This window comes from Marinobacter metalliresistant (assembly GCF_038098645.1).
GTDB classification, from domain to species: Bacteria; Pseudomonadota; Gammaproteobacteria; order Pseudomonadales; family Oleiphilaceae; genus Marinobacter; species Marinobacter metalliresistant.
This window is the reverse complement of record NZ_CP101118.1, coordinates 1,551,414-1,568,260: the sequence shown is the minus strand read 5'-3', so window position 1 is coordinate 1,568,260 and position 16,847 is coordinate 1,551,414. Positions and strand designations below refer to the sequence as shown.

The 16,847-nt window shown below is 58.9% G+C and carries 14 protein-coding genes; 7 read left to right on the top strand and 7 right to left on the bottom strand.

Going from position 1 to position 16,847, the window contains the following annotated elements; all coding sequences use genetic code 11:
• Window positions 1–10 precede the first annotated feature (10 nt).
• The 6 genes from NLK58_RS07255 to NLK58_RS07230 all read right to left on the bottom strand — a co-directional run bounded on the left by NLK58_RS07255 (window position 11) and on the right by NLK58_RS07230 (window position 6,091).
• On the bottom strand, window positions 11–280 hold the full coding sequence (locus NLK58_RS07255; protein ID WP_117617890.1) for a K+/H+ antiporter subunit F: 270 nt from the start codon (window positions 278–280) through the stop codon (window positions 11–13).
• Entirely contained in the window at window positions 277–765 is a 489-nt protein-coding gene (locus tag NLK58_RS07250; RefSeq protein ID WP_117617889.1) for a Na+/H+ antiporter subunit E, read from the bottom strand. Before NLK58_RS07250 ends, NLK58_RS07255 begins: the two co-directional genes overlap by 4 nt.
• Window positions 765–2,282, bottom strand: coding sequence for a monovalent cation/H+ antiporter subunit D (locus NLK58_RS07245; RefSeq protein WP_117617888.1), 1,518 nt, complete (start codon window positions 2,280–2,282; stop codon window positions 765–767). Before NLK58_RS07245 ends, NLK58_RS07250 begins: the two co-directional genes overlap by 1 nt.
• On the bottom strand, window positions 2,279–2,647 hold the full coding sequence (locus tag NLK58_RS07240) for a Na+/H+ antiporter subunit C (RefSeq protein WP_117617887.1): 369 nt from the start codon (window positions 2,645–2,647) through the stop codon (window positions 2,279–2,281). Before NLK58_RS07240 ends, NLK58_RS07245 begins: the two co-directional genes overlap by 4 nt.
• Window positions 2,647–5,448: a monovalent cation/H+ antiporter subunit A gene (locus NLK58_RS07235; RefSeq protein ID WP_341582437.1), complete on the bottom strand. Its 2,802-nt coding sequence runs from the start codon at window positions 5,446–5,448 to the stop codon at window positions 2,647–2,649. Before NLK58_RS07235 ends, NLK58_RS07240 begins: the two co-directional genes overlap by 1 nt.
• A gap of 454 nt (window positions 5,449–5,902) precedes the next feature.
• On the bottom strand, window positions 5,903–6,091 hold the full coding sequence (locus NLK58_RS07230) for a hypothetical protein (protein ID WP_117620309.1): 189 nt from the start codon (window positions 6,089–6,091) through the stop codon (window positions 5,903–5,905).
• Between the two features lie 284 nt (window positions 6,092–6,375).
• On the opposite strand from NLK58_RS07230, the gene NLK58_RS07225 reads away from it, so the two are divergent.
• On the top strand, window positions 6,376–8,178 hold the full coding sequence (locus tag NLK58_RS07225) for an acyl-CoA dehydrogenase (protein WP_117617885.1): 1,803 nt from the start codon (window positions 6,376–6,378) through the stop codon (window positions 8,176–8,178).
• A gap of 108 nt (window positions 8,179–8,286) precedes the next feature.
• The gene (locus tag NLK58_RS07220; RefSeq protein ID WP_117617884.1) at window positions 8,287–9,066 is read left to right on the top strand and encodes a crotonase/enoyl-CoA hydratase family protein; all 780 of its coding nucleotides are present in this window, start codon (window positions 8,287–8,289) and stop codon (window positions 9,064–9,066) included.
• Window positions 9,067–9,283: 217 nt separating this feature from the next.
• On the opposite strand, the gene NLK58_RS07215 is transcribed toward NLK58_RS07220, so the two are convergent.
• Window positions 9,284–10,552: an alkane 1-monooxygenase gene (locus NLK58_RS07215; protein ID WP_117617883.1), complete on the bottom strand. Its 1,269-nt coding sequence runs from the start codon at window positions 10,550–10,552 to the stop codon at window positions 9,284–9,286.
• Between the two features lie 182 nt (window positions 10,553–10,734).
• On the opposite strand from NLK58_RS07215, the gene NLK58_RS07210 reads away from it, so the two are divergent.
• The 5 genes from NLK58_RS07210 to NLK58_RS07190 all read left to right on the top strand — a co-directional run bounded on the left by NLK58_RS07210 (window position 10,735) and on the right by NLK58_RS07190 (window position 16,784).
• Entirely contained in the window at window positions 10,735–10,986 is a 252-nt protein-coding gene (locus NLK58_RS07210) for a hypothetical protein (protein ID WP_117617882.1), read from the top strand.
• A 91-nt stretch (window positions 10,987–11,077) separates the two neighbouring features.
• Window positions 11,078–11,359 (top strand): hypothetical protein, encoded by a 282-nt coding sequence (locus tag NLK58_RS07205; RefSeq protein WP_117617881.1) that lies wholly within the window; start codon window positions 11,078–11,080, stop codon window positions 11,357–11,359.
• 229 nt (window positions 11,360–11,588) lie between these two features.
• Window positions 11,589–13,172 carry an alkaline phosphatase gene (locus NLK58_RS07200; protein WP_117617880.1) on the top strand — a complete coding sequence of 528 codons (1,584 nt, stop codon included), beginning with the start codon at window positions 11,589–11,591 and terminating at the stop codon, window positions 13,170–13,172.
• A gap of 11 nt (window positions 13,173–13,183) precedes the next feature.
• Entirely contained in the window at window positions 13,184–14,902 is a 1,719-nt protein-coding gene (locus NLK58_RS07195) for an alkaline phosphatase (RefSeq protein ID WP_341582436.1), read from the top strand.
• A 241-nt stretch (window positions 14,903–15,143) separates the two neighbouring features.
• Entirely contained in the window at window positions 15,144–16,784 is a 1,641-nt protein-coding gene (locus tag NLK58_RS07190) for a methyl-accepting chemotaxis protein (RefSeq protein ID WP_117617878.1), read from the top strand.
• The last annotated feature ends 63 nt before the right edge of the window (window positions 16,785–16,847 follow it).

The window sequence follows — 16,847 nt, the reverse complement described above, 5'->3', positions numbered from 1 at the left end:
CGGGGCAATCCTATTCAATGACACTGCCCCGCTTCAGGTATTTGGCCATGGCCACGGTTCCGACAAAGCCCATGACAGCAATAAGCAGGGCGGCTTCCAGGTACATCCGCGTCCCCAGGGCGATTCCGAGCAGGATAATCAGGGCAATGGCGTTGATGTAGAGCGTGTCCAGTGCCAGTACCCGGTCTGGTGCGTCCGGCCCCTTGATCAGCCGGTAGACGTTGAGCAGGGTCGCCAGGGTGACCATGGAAATCGAGGTGTAGAGGGCGATTGTCATCATTGGAACATCTCCATCAACGGCTTCTCGTAGCGGTTGTGTATGGCGCCAATGACCTCCTGGTCGCTGGCTGCATCAAGGGCGTGGATCAGGAGGGTCTTGTTGTCATCGCTGACATCGACGCTGACGGTGCCCGGTGTGAGCGAAATGGTGCTGGCGAGGATGGTAATCGCCAGCGGCTGCTCGAGCTGAAGAGGGTAACAGACGAAAATCGGGCGCGGCTGGCGCGGGCTCAGAATCAGGCGGGCGACCGAGAAGCTGGCAACCACAATGTCCTTGAGCACGACAGCCAGATACATGGGCATCCGCCAGGACTTAACGAACGCCGGCCGCTCGGGCCAGAAGCCCTGAGTCAGTTGCGGGATCAGCCAGGCCAGGATCAGGCCCATCACGATACTGGCGCCGGACACGCCGTCGCTGAGCAACTGCCAGGTAGTGAACAGGATCAGGCTCAACCAGGGTTGCGGAAAACTCAGGCGATCAAGCATCAGTCACCCTCCCCGACCATGGGGGTCTTTAAGGTTTCGATGTAGGCGTCATTGTTATGCAGCTGTGCTGCCGTCGCGTCGGTATAGCGGGTGATGGGACCTGCCAGCACAACCATGACAACCGCAAGGGCGACCAACGCGCCGGTGGCGATGGAAACCCGGCCGTTGAGTGGGTCTGGCGTTTCCATATGGCCGTCCACGGTCCGCCAGAAAACAATGCTTCCCGCACGACTGTAGGCGATGATAGTGAGGAAGCTGCCGATCAGGAGCACCGACCACAGCCAGGCCATCTCGGTTCCCGGCTCAACGGCTTTCAGGATCAGTACCTTGCCGAAGAAACCGCTCAGGGGCGGGAGGCCGGCCGCGGCAACGGCACCGATCAGGAACAGGACACTCAGGAAAGTGCGGTTCTGCATCGGTGGAGCGGTAACGATTCGGTCAGTGGCCGTGCCCCGCTGGTCAGCCACCAGCTCCGAGACCAGGAACAGGCCGCCGACGGTCCAGGTGGTGCTCAGCAGGTAGAACAGGGCAGCGGAAAGACCGGCCTCGGAGCCAAGCGCGACCGGAGCCAGCAACGTGCCCACCGAAATGATTACCTGCCAGGCGACCAGGGTTTTCAGGCTGCCGGAGCCCAGAGCGCCAATGACACCCATGGCGAGGGTAGCCAGGGCAATGGGGAACAGCCAGTCCATACCGAGATTGGCGAGTTCGCCAGCATTGTCGCCAAAGATCAGCAGATAGACCCGCAAAATGGCGTAAACGCCGACTTTGGTCATTACCGCGAACAGAGCGGCGACGGGAGCCGTGGCTTTCGAATAGGCTCTTGGCAGCCAGAAACACAGGGGCAGAATGGCGGCTTTCAAGCCGAACACCACCAGCAGCATCATGCCGCCGGCCTTGACGATATTCAGGTTTTCACCGGAAACCTCGGGGATCTTGACCGCCAGATCCGCCATATTCAGGGTGCCGGTAACGCTGTAGATCATCCCGACACTGATCAGGAATATCGCGGAGCCAACCAGGTTCAGCACCACATAATGCAGGCCCGGCACGGTTCTTACCGTTCCTCCGCCGTGCATCAGCAGGCCATAGGAGGCAATGAGCAGAACCTCGAAGGCAACGAACAGGTTGAACAGGTCGCCAGTGAGGAAGGCAATGTTCAGGCCCATGAGCTGAAACAGGAACAGGGCATGGAACTGGCGATTGCCCTCATCGGCGCCACCAATAGCGAAGGTATGGCAGAACAGGGCCAGAACGGCGGTCATGACCAGCATCAGGGCGGCCAGCCGGTCAAGCACCAGAACAATGCCAAACGGAGGCTGCCAGTTCCCGAGGGCGTAAATCCGGTAGCTGCCGTCGTTGGCCAGCACCAGCAGCACAATGGCCGAAACCAGTATCAGAACGGTGGTTGCCAACGCCAGCGTGCGGCGCAGGCTGATGGGGGCGTAACCCATCAACGCCTGCAGGATACCTCCGAGCAGGGGAATCAGAACAGGAGCGGTAAGCCAGTGGTTCATTGGCCGGTTACCTCCTCTTCTTCCTCGGGGGCGGGGGATTTATAGGGTTTCTGGCCATCGACATGGTCGTTCTCGTGATCCGCCAGATTTCGTAGTGACAGCACAACAACAAATGCGGTCATGGCGAAGCCGATCACAATGGCGGTAAGCACCAGCGCCTGGGGAAGCGGATCGGAATAGTTTGCTGCGGTGCCGATAACAGGCTGCTGTCCGGTCGCCAGCCGGCCACTGGAAAAAAGAAACAGGTTCACGCCGTAGGACAGCAGAGTGAGACCCACCACCACAGGAAAGGTGCGTGCCCGCAAAACCAGATAAACGCCGGATGCTGTCAGGGCACCGATAACCAGTGCGAAAACAAGCTCCATTACGCACCCTCCTTTTTACTCTTGATGGCGGAGTGGGGAGACAGCCGGCCAATGCTCACCAGGGCCAGCAGGGTGGCTCCGATAACCGTCAGGTAGACGCCCAGATCAAAGACCAGGGCCGAGGCAACCTCAAACTTGCCCACCACCGGCCAGGTAATGTAACCAAAGGTGGAGGTGAGGAACGGATAGCTGAAGGCAAAGCTGCCCGCGCCGGCAACGGTTGCGAACAGCAGGCCCAGACCGATCACATTGTGATAGCGGAACGAAATCCGGTCCTGGGTCCAGATCATTCCGCTGGCAATGTACTGGAGGATCAGGGCAACCGACGTGATCAGGCCGGCGATAAAGCCGCCGCCCGGAAGATTGTGGCCCCGCAGGAAGATGAACACGGAAACCATCAGCGCCAGCGGCAGCATCGGGCGGGCAATCTGGCGCAGCATCAACGGATGGGCATCCCGTGTCCACGCGTGTCCCTGACCATCGCCGGGTGGCGGTGTCAGGGCAATGTTCTTGAGCATGGCGTAAATGCCCAAGGCCGCGATGGCCAGAACGGTAATCTCGCCCAGGGTGTCGAAGCCACGGAAGTCCACGAGAATGATGTTGACCACGTTGGTGCCGCCACCGCCGGGCTTGCTGTTTTCGAGGAAGAAATCGGAGATGGAGCTGAACGGTTGTGTCAGCATCGCCAGGGTAACCAGCGTCATGCCGGTTCCCGCTGCCAGGGCAATGGCAATGTCGCGGAACCGCCGCCCGTTGGAGGTTTCGACGGGCGTCCAGGATGGCATGTAGAAAAGGGCAAGCATCAGCAGAACAATCGTGACAACTTCCACGGACAACTGGGTCATCGCCAGGTCCGGCGCCGAGAAGCGGGCGAACGCAAGGGCCACCATCAGGCCGACCACGCTCAGCAGAACCAGTGCGTAGAACCGCTCCCTGTGCATGGCTGCGGTGGCCAGCGCACAGAGGATAAGCACCCCGGCCGCAATAGCGGTTGGCCAGTCTATCGGGCTGAGACCGTTCTCCCCGACAAAAATGCCAAGGCTGAGAACAGGCATGGCCGCGACTGTGATCACGCTGACGACCAGCAGCACCGCGTAACGCTGGAGCGAACCGTTTTCCAGCCGTGCGGTAAACCGGTTGGCCAGGTCGACAATGCGGGAGACGACGGCCTCGAATACGGCCTTTTCATCGATTTCCCTGAACCGGGCATGGAAATCGAAGAAGCGCTGGCGCTGACTGTACATGAGCAAGCCGCCGGCAAAAGCGAAAAAACTCATCATCAGCGGGAGGTTGAAACCGTGGAACGCCGCGAGTTGGTAATCCGGCACATTGCCGCCAAATGTGGCGGATGCCGCCATGTAAAGCAGCGGGCCGACCGAGATGGCCGGAAAGATGCCGATCATGACGAGCGCAAACACGAGAATCTCCGCCGGGATCTTCATGTAACGGGGAGGCTCGTGTGGAGGGTAGATCGGAAGATCAACCGGCTTGCCGTTGAAGAAAACGTCGTGGATAAAACGTGCGGAGTAAGCCACCGTGAAGATGCCCGCCAGGGTCGCCACGATTGGTGGCAGCCAGGCCCAGAGCCCCGGCAGGTTCAGCGCCAGTGATTCGGCGAAGAACATTTCCTTGCTCAGAAAGCCGTTCAGCAGCGGCACCCCGGCGTTCGATGCGGCAGCAACCATGGCCAGGGTGGCCGTGTGCGGCATGAAACGCCAGAGCCCGTTAATGCGGCGCATATCCCGGGTGCCGGTTTCATGGTCGATGATGCCCGCGGCCATGAACAGGGAGGCCTTGAAGGTGGCGTGGTTGATCACGTGGAAAATCGCCGCAACGGCCGCAAGCTGGGTACCCATGCCGAACAGCAGGGTAATAAGGCCCAGTTGACTCACCGTTGAATAGGCCAGCAGGCCTTTCAGATCGTGCTTGAACATGGCGGTGTAGGCGCCCAGCAGCATGGTGGCCATGCCGGTAAAGCTGACCATGTAGAACCATTGCTCGGTGCCCGCCAGCGCCGGGTAAAGCCTGGCCATCAGAAAGACGCCGGCCTTAACCATCGTGGCTGAATGCAGGTAGGCCGATACCGGCGTGGGTGCCTGCATGGCATGGGGCAGCCAGAAATGGAACGGGAACTGGGCGGATTTTGTGAAAGCACCCAGCAGAACGAGAGTGAGGACAACCGGGTAGAGGGCATGGTTCTTGATCAGGTCACCCGCTGCCAGGACATCATCAAGCTCAAAGCTGCCAACAATGTTGCCGATGATCAGTATGCCGGCAAGCAGCGCAAACCCACCACCGCCCGTCACGGCCAGGGCCATCCGGGCGCCGCGCCGGGCGTCCTGTTTGTGGGTCCAGAAGCTGATCAGCAGGAATGAGGTAAGGCTGGTCAGCTCCCAGAAAATCATGATTAAAAGAAGATTGCCCGAAAGCACGATCCCGAGCATGGAACCCTTGAAACACAGCAGGAGCGCGTAGAACTTGCCGACGTTTTCGTGGGCTTTCAGGTAGTAGCGGGAATAAAGAATGATCAGCAGCCCGATGATCAGTATCAGCAAGGCAAACAGCAACGAAAGCCCGTCGAGCCGGAAACTGAACGAGAGACCGAGGGCCGGCAACCATTCATAGCTGTGCAGCACCACACCGCCATCAGCCAGGGTTTGCCAGTGGGGAAAGAGGGCCGCAAGGGCAATCAGGGCGGGTACCGACGATGCGATGGCAATCGCGGTCCGCCCACCCTGGACGAACAGGGGTGCGGCCATGGCGCCCAGGAAAGGCAGTAAAACAACCAGCGGTAGCGACATCGCAACCTCGTTATTGGTTTTCTTTCACGTGAACATCTAAGGCGTATTTGCCTGAGTCTAGTCTTCGGCCAGCCACCCCGCCTAGTGCATTCCGGTGCCTTTACCGTGGGGGTGTCAGGGTGGATCAGCAGGCAACGGGCGGGTCCGGGAAGTACGGCAGGCGTCCCCGGTGCCGCGCGATGTCAGCGGCAACAGGTGGGCGGATAATGCTAATGCAGCCGAAAGACCTTACGGTCATGGTTGCTCCGTCAGTGAAACTTGAAATCCGATGATACGTGGCCAGTTCGTAAGGTCAAGTCAACTTGCCATTGATCAAGGTGTGCCCGGCACCTGATTGGTGGCGCGGATGTCGCCGGGGAAGTTCGGCGTACAACGGGCCACCCGTCAAGGTGCCGAAGTGGTGCCGGCCATCTGATACCGTCGGAAAACGGCAACAGGTGACCAGGAATGGCAATCAACAGCCGATAGGGGCAAGCGGCTCCCGAACGGATTTCAACGCGCTTGAAATAGCCTCGGCTTCTGCTTCAAGTACCTGGCAGCGCAAGCTGTTCCCCTGCTGGAGGGCGTGTTCGATCTGTTTGCGTTTCATATCATAGAGCCGGCCCAGAATATCTGCCTGGCTTTGTCTGATTGGTGCGTTCATGGCGAACCTCCCCATATCTACACCTGTCGGTATTCTTTACGTTACCGGCCGGAACCTGGCCTTCAGGAAAATTAGCTGCATAACCCGCGCCAGAAAGCGATTCTGCGGGAGATCAGAGCCCGAACCCGCCCGCTTCATGCCCCGGCCAGCGAGCACCTGATGAGTCCGGTAGCAGGCAGGGTTTGGCCAGAGTGTGGCAATAGTGACCATGATTATGTCGCAAGCGCCGGTTCCCAGAAAAAACCAGTTGTGAGAGGCTGTCTGCAACAAACAGGAGACCCAGCATGACCGACACCCTGATCGACCGCCGCGACCTGGCGTTCCAGCTCTACGAAGTTCTCGATACTGAAAACCTCACCACCCGCGAGCGCTTCAGCGAACACAGTCGCGACACCTTCGATGCCGTCATCGAAACCGCCGACAAAATGGCCCGGGAAAAGTTCGCCACCCACAACAGTGCCGCCGACAAGGACGAACCCAAATTCGTCAACGGCCAGGTCGAGATGCTGCCGCAGGTCAAAGAAGCCGTCGAGGCCTATGCCCAGGCTGGCTTTATCGCCGGACGCTATGACTATGAGCTGGGCGGCATGCAACTGCCAGAATCCGTGATGGCCGCCTGCAATGGCTTCTTCACCGCGGCCAATCCCGGCACCGCCGGCTACCCGTTCCTGACCACCGCCGCCGCCAACCTCATCCGCGTCTTCGGCAACGAACAGCAGAAAACCACCTTCCTGCCGAACATGCTCTGCGGCCGGTTCAGCGGCACCATGGCCCTGACAGAGCCCCACGCCGGCTCCTCCCTGGCAGACATCCGCACCTCGGCATCGCCTGCGGATAACGGCCATTACCTGATCAAGGGCGCCAAGATCTACATCTCAGGTGGTGAACAATCCATCACCGACAACATCGTTCACATGGTGCTGGCCAGGATCAAAGGCGCTCCGGCGGGTGTGAAGGGCATCTCCCTGTTTATCGTGCCTAAATTCCTGGTGGACCAAGAGGGCAACCCCACCGAACGCAACGGCGTCAGCCTTGCCGGCCTGATCCACAAACTCGGTTACCGGGGCACCACCTCCACTGCCCTCAGTTTCGGTGACGACGCCCCGTGCCAAGGCTACCTGGTTGGCGAGCCCCACCAGGGCCTGAAATACATGTTCCAGATGATGAACGAAGCCCGGGTTGGCGTGGGTTTTGGCGCTGCCGTGATCGGATATCGCGGTTACATGCACAGCCTGGAATACGCCAAAGACCGCCTGCAGGGCCGCAAGGCCAGCGAGAAGAACCCGGAATCCTCGCAGGTCCCCATCATCGACCACGCCGATGTCCGGCGCATGTTGCTGGCCCAGAAAGCCTACAGCGAGGGCGGTCTGGCCCTGTGCCTCTATGGCGCCCGACTGATGGACGACCAGCACACCCACCCGGACGAACAGAAACGCGAAGAAGCCGGGAAGCTGCTGGACCTGCTCACTCCGGTGATCAAGGCCTGGCCCTCCGACTACGGCCCCAAGGCCAACGATCTGGCCATTCAGGTCTACGGCGGCGCCGGCTACACCCGGGAATACCCGGTTGAGCAATGCTGGCGCGATAACCGCCTGAACCCTATCCACGAAGGTACCAACGGCATTCAGGCCCTGGATCTGCTCGGCCGCAAGATCTGGCAGGACCAGAGCCACGGCCTGCAGCTGCTGATGCAGGAAATGCAGGTGGATCTGGAAGCGGCCACCACCGACCGCTGCCAGCAATGGGCCCTGTCCCTGAGCGAAACCCTGCAGCAGGCGGTAAAAGTCACCCAGAGCCTCGGCAAATCCCTGGTGGGCGGCGAAGTCGACAAAACCCTGGCCAACGCCTCCTGCTACCTGCACCTGTTCGGCCACATCATTGTCGCCTGGATGTGGCTCCGCCAGGCCAACACGGCTGCCCACGCCCTGGGTTCCGCCAACAGCGATAACGAGCGCAACTTCTACCAGGGCAAACTCCAGGCTGCGCAGTACTTCTTCCACTGGGAATTACCAACCGTGGCTCAGGACCTGGTATTGCTGAGGAATCAGGATGACACCTGCCTCAACATGAAATCCGAGTGGTTCTGATCTGAGAGGAGGCACAATCGGCTGGGTCCCTGAAAGGGGTCCCAGCCGATTGCGCCCAGACTTAGGTGCAGCACGCGGAAAAGAAAAACGATATATAAGGTGAAGGCAATGGCCCTGGTTAACGTTGAAAAGAAAAACCACATCCTGCTGATCGGGCTGAACCGCCCGGAAAAAATGAACGCCATGAACCGCGAGATGTACCACCAGATCGCGGCGGCTTATTACCAGCTGGAGAGCGACCCGGATCTGCGGGTCGGGCTGATGTACGCCGAAGGCGACCACTTCACCAGCGGCCTGCAACTGGACGACTGGGCCGGCGTGTTTGCCAACGGCAAAGGCATCGAGCCGGGCGAGGGCGAACTGGACCCGTTCCACATTACCGGAGCCGGCCTCAGCAAACCCGTCATCTTCGCCGCCCAGGGCATCTGCTTTACCTGCGGCGTGGAAATGATGCTCAACACCGATGTGCGGGTTGCTGCCAAAGGCACCCGCTTTGCCCAACTGGAAGTCAAACGCGGCATCTTCGCCTGCGGTGGCGCGACCATCCGGCTGCAACGGGAAATCGGCTGGGGCAATGCCCAGCGATACCTGCTGACTGGCGACGAATGGACCGCTGATCAGGCCTACCAATGGGGGTTGATACAGGAACTGGTGGAGCCGGGTGAGCAGTTTAATGTCGCGCTGGAAATCGCCGAGAAAATTGCAAAGGCAGCCCCTCTGGGTGTCCAGGGTAGTCTGAGATCGTCAAAGATCGCAGTCAGTGAAGGGCAGGAAGTCGCGAAACAGCGTTTATTCCCGGATCTGCAGCCGGTAATGGCCAGTGACGATGTAAAAGAGGGAATTCAGTCCTTCCTGGAAAGGCGGGAAGCGGTATTTCGAGGGAAGTGAGCTACAAGCTTGTTCCCGGGGAAGATTTGTCTTTAGCGCTTCAGGCAAATTCGACTATCTTGCCAAAGTTCGGGGCAGTCGACCGGGGCGCTCCTTCCGGGAGTGTGCGCAGCAGGGATGCTGCGCTCAAGCCCCCAGGGATGGGTTTATGGCGTCTCCCGGAAGGAGTGCCCCGGTCGACTGCTTGCACCAACCTAAGAAGGCTGGGCGCAGAGCTTCAGGCAGCTTCGGATTTGGCGGCAGCGCGCCGGGCCCTCGCCTCAGCCGCCACCTCCGCTGCGTAATCCGCATATTTGGCCATCAGCTCTTCCTTACGATCCGGATCCCAGTTGATCTTGCTCAGATCCCCCTCGTAGTGATCAATCACCCGCTTATCCATGGTTTCATACCACCACTGCGGCAGGTAAGCCGGCAGCAGCATCGACGCATAACCACCCGGCAACTGCGGCGCCTTCTCGAAGTGCCTCAAAGCCTGGAAGCTGCGTTGAGGATGGGCATGGTGATCTGAATGTCGCTGCAACTGATACAGGAACAGATTGGTCACAATATGATTACTGTTCCAGCTATGCTCCGGCTGGGTGCGCTCGTATTTTCCGTTCTTGTCCTTCTGGCGCAGCAGGCCATAGTGCTCAATGTAATTCACGCTCTCCAGCAAACTAGCGCCATACACCGCCTGCGCCGCCAGGAACGGCAACGCCCGAGGGCCGCAAATCAACGTCGTCGCACCAAAGAACCCGGCACTCATGGCCCAGCCCTGAAGCAGCTCATTGTCCAGGCTCCAGAAGCCCTTGCCTTTGCGGGCAAGTCTCGCCTTCTCAATCCTGATGGAGGACTTGATGCCGCCTATTACTGTCCGTGGCAGGAACTTCCAGAAGCTTTCGCCCATCCGGCTGCTGGCCGGATCCTCCGGTGTGGCCACCCGCATGTGATGGCCGAAGTTGTGTTCGACAACAAAGTGGGTATACCCGGTGGGTGCCAAAGCCGCCATCGCCAACAGCTTGTTCAGCCTGTTCGATTTGTGGCCCAGCTCATGGGCGGTGTTGATGCCCACACCATTGATGGCGCCCACGGTGAGCGTCAGGCCAATCCTGTCGTCCAGGGGGGTATTCCTGCGGCTGGCCAGCCAGGCGCCCAAAAAGGTCATGGCGTACTGGGTCGGAATAAAGGCTTTTACGATCCGGTCGTAGTACTTGTCCTGTTCCAGGGTCTGCACCGCCGATTCCGGCGGATTGCTCTGATCCTCGCCAATGGCACGGTCCAGCGCCGGGATGATGCCGTGTACCAGGGCCGGGCCGGTCCAGGCCAGGGCTTTCAGCTTCTTCGGTGCCAGGGCGTAACCGGTCAGGGCCGCGAGCCCAATACCCGGCAGGGCAGGGCCGAGCAACCACATATAGCGTTTCGGATCCTTCCAGTTGCCAGTGGAATCGGTTTCGCCAGGGGATATGACTTTATGCGATTCCAGGTTGTCAGAGGTCTTGGCGTTCATTGTTTTCTCCTGTTCGGTGCGCGTACTATCAATTTATGTCGAACAATCTGACAATGCAACGGTCGGCGCATTATCGCGGGCGCCTTGGCTCAAAATGACAAATGACATTTTTTGGCCAAAGGCGGCTTTTTGAGCCAGACTCATGAGTTAAAGAAGAGCCCGATCACAGGGAAGAATCAGCCATGGCAGACCGGCCCTCCACCACCGCCTCTTATGCCGTTCAGGCTATGCTCCGGGAGTATCTCGGCTCAGGCAAACTGATCGAGGTGGCCTACCGGGACAGTGCCGGCCAGATATGCCTGGTTCACGATGTTATTCGCGAGCTTTGCAGTCGGGCCGGGCAGGACTTCCTGCTGCTGGGGCGAGGCACCATGCTGCCGTTTGACCACCTCATCACCATCAATGGCCGGTCGCTGTCTGACTGCGCCGGCTAACCAAAGGGTAATCGCCCGGTAATTGCCTTTAGGCCGGGCCTCGCCGTACCCTGTTTCGCGTTGTAAATACTTACCAACAGAGGGATATGGTATGAACAAGCTCACACTGAGTGCGCTTTTGGTGGTTCTGACACTGGGCCTCGCCGCCTGCAGCTCCGAAGACAACGAGGGTGTCGATGTAGAAAAAGCTGCGGACAATGCCGGCGATATGATGGAAGAGGCTGGCGATTCAGTCGAGGAAACCTACGAGGAAGCCACCGGCCAGGACGAAAGCGCCATGGGCGAGTTACAGGAAGGCGCGGAAAACGCAGCCGAGGAGATGGGCGATGCCGCCGAAGAAGCGGGTGACAGGATGGAGGAGGCTACTCAATAACGCTTGGATTTCCGCCGGCGTGCCTCTGTCCGCGCCGGCAGGTCCTGGCCAGCGTCCGGGGGAGGAAAGTATTGAAGCTGCCAAGCAACCTTCATGCCTGAGTAACACAAATGCAGGATTAACGTCATAACGAGCCCCTATCTTTTTAGCGGAGTCGATCCGGAATTCTGTTCGATGAACAGGTTGTACCGGAGTGGCAGACAACAACACCGTTGAAAGGATGTGCGCTATGAATCTGGAAAGAACGTTAGTTCCGGTGGCAATCGGGCTGGCATTGTCCGCCAGTGTCCTCGCAGGGATACTACCGACCTCACAAAAGGACAATGGCTGGTTTAGTAACGCCGAGGCACAGCTTCAGCAGAAGCTCTCCCTGAAGTCCTCGGATAAAGCGAAAAACGTCATTCTGTTTGTGGGCGATGGCATGGGGGTGTCCACCCTTACCGCTGCGCGCATTCTGGAAGGCCAGAGGCAGGGCCGTCCCGGCGAGGAAAATCTGCTGAGCTTTGAAAGCTTTCCCTTCTCGACACTCGTGAAAACCTATAACACCGATGCCCAGGTTCCGGATTCAGCTGGCACCATGACCGCCATGATGTCAGGTTTGAAAACCGATGCGGGTGTGCTGGGCGTGGACGAGGATGTCCAGCGGGGTGATTGCGGCACGGTCGCAGGCAATGAAGTAGTAACGGCCCTGGAACTTGCGGAAATCAAGGGTTTATCCACCGGTGTGGTCTCCACCGCACGCATTACCCACGCCACACCGGCCGCTACCTATGCCAAATCGGCGGAACGCAACTGGGAAGACATTTCGGATATGCCTGCCGAAGCGGTTCAGGCCGGCTGCAAGGACATTGCCGATCAACTGGTCAGTTTTGAGCAACTTCTGGAACAGCGTTACGCCGGCGTGGATGTTGATGGGATTGACGTGGTCATGGGCGGTGGCCGTCGCCACTTCCTGCCCGGGGATTCCGCATTCAACAGTCCGGATGCGACGTCCAGTGTTGAGGGTGACCGTACCGATAGCCGCAACCTGATCGCCGAGTGGCAGGCTCAGTATCCACAAGGCGTATACGTGTATGACAAGGCAGGTTTTGACAGCGTCGACCCGGCAACCACCTCCCGGCTGTTCGGCCTGTTCAACGAGTCTCACATGCAATACGAGGCGGATCGTGGCAATGACGTTGCCGGTGAGCCTTCACTGAGTGAGATGACCGCCAAGGCCATCGACATTCTCGATAACAATGACAAGGGCTATTTGCTGGTGGTCGAAGCTGGCCGCGTCGACCACGCCCACCATGCCGGTAATGCCGCCAGTGCCCTGACCGAAGCCATTGAACTTTCCGATGCGGTCAAGCAGGCGATGGAGAACACCAACCCGGAAGAGACGCTGGTGATGGTCACCGCCGACCACAGCCATGTATTTACCATGGCCGGTTACCCCAAGCGAGGCAATCCCATTCTGGGCAAAGTTGTGAGTGTTGGTGAAACACAACCGGCAATGGCCGAGGATGGCATGCCCTACACAACCCTGGGATACGCCAACGGACTCGGTTTTCGTAATCTCGGCATGGAAACAGATTCAGACGCGGTCTACAGCCAGGCACCTAACGCCGGACGTCAGAATCTCACTGGCGTGGATACCACCACCACCGGTTATCACCAGGAAGCATTGGTTCCGCTCGGTAGCGAGACCCATTCCGGTGAGGATGTCAGCCTGCATGCAAAAGGACCAGGTGCTCATCTGGCGCAGGGCACCATTGAGCAAAGCACGGTTTTTCACCTGATCGATCAGGCCCTGGGCTTAATTGAAGAATAAGGAGCAAGGCAATGAACAAATACCTTTTCAGCGCACTGACGGCTTCAGTGATCGGTCTGACCGGATGCATGAATGACGACGACAAGAGCTCGGTGCAGCCAGCCGATGAGAGTGTTACCAGTCTTTCCTCGAAGCAACTCGAGACATCTCTGTCCAATTCCTGGTTCCAGCAGGGCCAGCGGGAGATCGTGGCAGCCAAAGAGACCTGGGCCACGGTTACCGGCAGTGGGGACGCTGTTGCTCAATCCGAATCTGTTCAGGAAGCCATTGCCGACGCCCGGGGTAAAGCAAAGAACGTCATCCTGTTCGTGGGCGACGGCATGGGCCTGTCCACAGTCACCGCTGCCCGCATTCTGGAAGGTCAGAATCTGGGCAAGCTTGGAGAAGAACATCAACTGAGTTTCGAGCGTTTTCCTTTCGCCGGTTTAGCCAAAACCTACAATGTGGACGCACAGGTACCCGATTCCGCCGGGACTATGACTGCTATAGTGTCTGGGGTAAAAACCGATGTAGGCGTGCTCGGCGTGGATGAGGACGTTATCCGCGGCGATTGCAGCTCGGCTGCCGGCAATGAGCTGATAACGACGTTGGAGCTGGCAGAGATTAGCGGCAAAGCCACCGGTGTGGTCTCCACCGCACGCATTACCCACGCCACACCGGCCGCTACCTATACCAAATCGGCGGAACGCAACTGGGAAGACATTTCGGATATGCCTGCCGAAGCGGTTCAGGCCGGCTGCAAGGACATTGCCGATCAACTGGTCAGTTTCGAGCAACTTCTGGAACAGCGTTACGCCGGCGTGGATGTTGATGGGATTGACGTGGTCATGGGCGGTGGCCGTCGCCACTTCCTGCCCGGGGATTCCGCATTCAACAGTCCGGATGCGACGTCCAGTGTTGAGGGTGACCGTACCGATAGCCGCAACCTGATCGCCGAGTGGCAGGCTCAGTATCCACAAGGCGTATACGTGTATGACAAGGCAGGTTTTGACAGCGTCGACCCGGCAACCACCTCCCGGCTGTTCGGCCTGTTCAACGAGTCTCACATGCAATACGAGGCGGATCGTGGCAATGACGTTGCCGGTGAGCCTTCACTGAGTGAGATGACCGCCAAGGCCATCGACATTCTCGATAATGATACCGATGGTTTCTTCCTGACCGTCGAGGCGGGGCGGATTGATCATGCCAGCCACGCGGGAAGTGCTTATGGCGCACTGACCGATACCATTGAACTGGCAAAAGCCGTTCAGGTGGCCGTGGATCAGACCAGTGCGGAGGATACGCTCATCATTGTGACCGCGGATCACAGCCACGTATTGACGATGGCGGGTTATCCCAGGCGCGGTAACCCGATTCTGGGCAAGGTCGTGGGTATTGAGGAAGATCAGCCTGCACTGGCGGCGGATGACCTGCCATACACTACGCTGGGCTACGCCAATGGCCGTGGCATGCGCGACTATGGAAGTGAGACCGATGCGGACCGTACCTATAGTGACCCGGTCAACGCCGGAAGAATGGACCTGACCAGTGTGGATACCACTTCACCGGGCTATCATCAGGAGGCATTGGTGCCGCTTGGTAGTGAGACTCACGCTGGAGAGGACGTAGGCATTTATGCCCGGGGCCCGGGCGCCAGCCTGCTGACTGGCACCAATGAGCAGAACATGATCTATCATGTAATGGATTATGCGGCCGACATCAGCGGGGCTGCCAATCAGGAGGTTCAATAACCCCGGTAAGGTTGACGTTTTTTAGAGCATCAGATCCGCGCTGAAAACACCGTAAATCCGGCCCACTTGGTAACAGAGTGGGTCGGGTTTGCGGTTTTTTGTTTCAGAAAACCCTTTTCCTGCCGATAAGCCAGTTGAATACACTAAAGTATGAGTTATTAACTCACATCAATTCTTTAGTCTCCACGATGGCCTTAAATAACAAAATGTTGGCAGAAGCAACGATAAAGAAGAGGTTTCTATGGGGTTACTGGATCGGGCTTCAATACTATGGGGGGTGGCGGTTGCCGTTGTTCTTGCGATCATCAGTGCAGTGGTGGCGCCTTTGCTAGGTCTTGAACCAGCATCAACACTGGTTGGGCTGGTGGTTGGCCTTGTGGCCGCTGGCGGCTTTCTGATCGTCCGGGTGCTGGAGCCGACCGAACGCGGGCTCAAGGCCCTGAACGATGGCACCCTGGCAGAAGATCATCCGCTCCGGGCCCAGTGTCGGCAGTTGCTTTCCGATGCGAAAGCCGGGCGGGCTCTGGTGGAAACCCTCTCCGGAAGCGCGGACAGGAACGCTATTTCCGCCGCCCAGGTCTCCTTCGCCGCAGACCAGCTCAAGATCCGGCTGGACCGTCAGGTGGAAGAAACCGCCCAGATGGCCGATTACGCGGGCCAGATTACCGAGACCGTCCGGGAGTCCTCCGAGCAGGCGACCGATGCCGCCACCATGGCTCTCCAGAACAAGCAGGTCAGTATCGAGGGGCGCGAAGCGCTGATCTCGGCCATTGACAGTGTGCGCGCGGTACACCAGCAGTCCGGTGAGAATCTCCGGCTGATCCAGGAGCTGAACGAGAAGTCCAACAAGATCCAGGGCGTGACCGCCACCATTCAGGGTATTGCCGAGCAAACCAATCTGCTTGCACTCAATGCGGCCATTGAGGCCGCCCGTGCGGGTGATCAGGGCCGCGGATTTGCCGTGGTGGCGGATGAGGTGCGTCAGCTGGCGGGTCGCACGGCCCAGGCGACCGGTGAAGTGGCGGAAACCCTCGAGGAAATCCGTTCGGATACCACGCTGATTGTGTCCCGGATTGAAGACCTTGCCCGCAGTGTTGAGGCGGGGCTGACCTCCGTGGAGAGCGTGGGCGAGCGTCTGGAGCAGATCCGGGACCAGTCTGACCGGGTTCAGCAGCAGGTTTCCCGGATTGCTGAAATTGACCAGAACAACGAGCAGAGTCTGGCGCAGGTGTTCTCGGCCATTGAAACGGTACGGGACCAGATTTCCGAGAGCGATTCCAGCGTGGCATCTCTGGCAGAGCAGGCCGCCACATTGATGGAGCTGGCGGAAAAAGCCAATGCCTCCTTCGCACTGAACAGCGAGGCCAGTTATCACCGTCCGTTCTACGATCAGGCCAGGGCCGGTGCCGACCAGATTGGCCAGCTGTTCGAGCAGGCCATTCGTGACGGCAAGTTGTCAGAGAGCGCGCTGTTCGACAACAAACGAACACCCATCCCGAACACCCATCCGCCCAAGTATTCCAGTAGCTTTGACAAATTCACCGATCAATACCTGCCTGCGGTTCAGGAGCAGGTCAAGAAGGCGCATGGGGCGATAGTTTTCGCCATTGCTGCTGCGCCGGATGGTTATGTGCCCACCCACAATCGGGATTTTGCCCACGCGCCGACCGGGGATCCGAAGGTGGACCTGGTCAAGAGCCGGAGCAAGCGACTGTTCAATGACCGGACCGGCATCCGTTGTGGTACGCACACCGAGAACATGCTGCTGCAAACCTACCGGCGGGACACTGGCGAGATCATGCACGATCTGTCCGTGCCTATCTACGTGAATGGTAAGCACTGGGGTGGCTTCCGTCTTGGTTACCGTCCGGACAATCACTGACCGGCCTGGCGTTTCCGGCCCGGGATGCTGTGATAGACTCCGGATAACCGTTCAACAGGAGCC

Coding starts and splice junctions, on each gene's coding strand:
- NLK58_RS07195 (WP_341582436.1), top strand. CDS start 13,184: ATGAACAAATACCTTTTCAGCGCACTGACGGCTTCAGTGATCGGTCTG.
- NLK58_RS07210 (WP_117617882.1), top strand. CDS start 10,735: ATGGCAGACCGGCCCTCCACCACCGCCTCTTATGCCGTTCAGGCTATG.
- NLK58_RS07235 (WP_341582437.1), bottom strand. CDS start 5,448: ATGTCGCTACCGCTGGTTGTTTTACTGCCTTTCCTGGGCGCCATGGCC.
- NLK58_RS07220 (WP_117617884.1), top strand. CDS start 8,287: ATGGCCCTGGTTAACGTTGAAAAGAAAAACCACATCCTGCTGATCGGG.
- NLK58_RS07225 (WP_117617885.1), top strand. CDS start 6,376: ATGACCGACACCCTGATCGACCGCCGCGACCTGGCGTTCCAGCTCTAC.
- NLK58_RS07215 (WP_117617883.1), bottom strand. CDS start 10,552: ATGAACGCCAAGACCTCTGACAACCTGGAATCGCATAAAGTCATATCC.
- NLK58_RS07255 (WP_117617890.1), bottom strand. CDS start 280: ATGATGACAATCGCCCTCTACACCTCGATTTCCATGGTCACCCTGGCG.
- NLK58_RS07230 (WP_117620309.1), bottom strand. CDS start 6,091: ATGAACGCACCAATCAGACAAAGCCAGGCAGATATTCTGGGCCGGCTC.
- NLK58_RS07245 (WP_117617888.1), bottom strand. CDS start 2,282: ATGAACCACTGGCTTACCGCTCCTGTTCTGATTCCCCTGCTCGGAGGT.
- NLK58_RS07200 (WP_117617880.1), top strand. CDS start 11,589: ATGAATCTGGAAAGAACGTTAGTTCCGGTGGCAATCGGGCTGGCATTG.
- NLK58_RS07240 (WP_117617887.1), bottom strand. CDS start 2,647: ATGGAGCTTGTTTTCGCACTGGTTATCGGTGCCCTGACAGCATCCGGC.
- NLK58_RS07250 (WP_117617889.1), bottom strand. CDS start 765: ATGCTTGATCGCCTGAGTTTTCCGCAACCCTGGTTGAGCCTGATCCTG.
- NLK58_RS07190 (WP_117617878.1), top strand. CDS start 15,144: ATGGGGTTACTGGATCGGGCTTCAATACTATGGGGGGTGGCGGTTGCC.
- NLK58_RS07205 (WP_117617881.1), top strand. CDS start 11,078: ATGAACAAGCTCACACTGAGTGCGCTTTTGGTGGTTCTGACACTGGGC.